We start from the raw sequence: 1109 nt of genomic DNA on the forward strand, positions 1-1109 counted from the left end.
CCCCCCACCTGGTGGTGAAGGCACACCAGGAATGGACGGAGCACCGCCTGGAATGGGTGGAACACTCGGAATCGGAAACGGCAAAAATGGACCAAGCGCACGATAAGAATTCATGGATCTCTCCCTCTCCTTAAGGTTCGACATACATCGTTACGCTAAGGTATGCATAGGCGTTTGCACATGTTCATCAGATGCAAAAATCAAATCTTGAAAGTAAACAAATGGAGCTTTTTGAGCACATCCTGTTTCACATTATCCAACTCAAGATATGACAATCCTGTTTCGAAATGAAACCTATCAAAATTGTAAGATAGATGTAAGCTAACTCGATAGGTGTTAGGCACGGGGGAGCTTTACAATGAAATGAAAGATAAGATAGCAGGATTGGCTTTTTTCTTTTTAGGAGGACCTTTCATCATGAGAACTGGACTAACAACAGAAGAAGTACGCATTCGCGTTCAACAAGGAAAAGTAAATAAGACACCTGAAGCACCGTCCCGAACCGTATGGCAAATCCTTCGAACGCATCTGTTTACAACGTTCAACTTTTTAAATGCGATACTAGCGATAGCCGTGCTCCTGGCAGGTTCGCCAAAGAATGCGCTATTTGTCGGGGTCATCGTATCCAATACCATTATAGGCCTGTATCAGGAGCTGCGTGCAAAGGCTACACTGGAAAAGCTGTCTGTGCTTCACGTCTCCAGCGTTCAAGTACTGCGTGACGGTCAAGAAGCCTCCATTGCGGCAGAAGAGCTCGTCTTGGATGATATTATGATCCTTAAGCCAGGCGATCGGATCGCGGCTGATGCGGACATGCTGACAGGCTCCATGATAGAAGTGGATGAATCCCTCTTAACAGGCGAAGCCGATCCGATTGGGAAGCAGGATGGAGCAGAGATATTGTCGGGGAGCTTCGTTGTTGCGGGAAGCGGCTATGCCAAGGTAACCAAAGTAGGTTCAGACACTTATGCTGCAAAGCTCGCGAATGAAGCAAAGCGGTTTAAGCGCATCAACTCGGAGCTTCAGGCAGCTGTTAATAAGTTGTTCAAAGTCATCATGTGGATGATTCTGCCGATCGGCGCCATGCTGATCTTTACACAGCTTATGTT

At 46.8% G+C, this 1109-nt stretch carries 1 pseudogene; it reads left to right on the top strand.

What is annotated here, in order from left to right:
• Positions 1-417 precede the first annotated feature (417 nt).
• Positions 418-1109 (top strand): annotated as a pseudogene (locus I2H74_RS24400) (cation-transporting P-type ATPase); the annotation flags it as partial.

The sequence above is a fragment of the Paenibacillus sp. 1001270B_150601_E10 genome (assembly GCF_015558675.1).
Lineage (GTDB): Bacteria > Bacillota > Bacilli > Paenibacillales > Paenibacillaceae > Paenibacillus_B.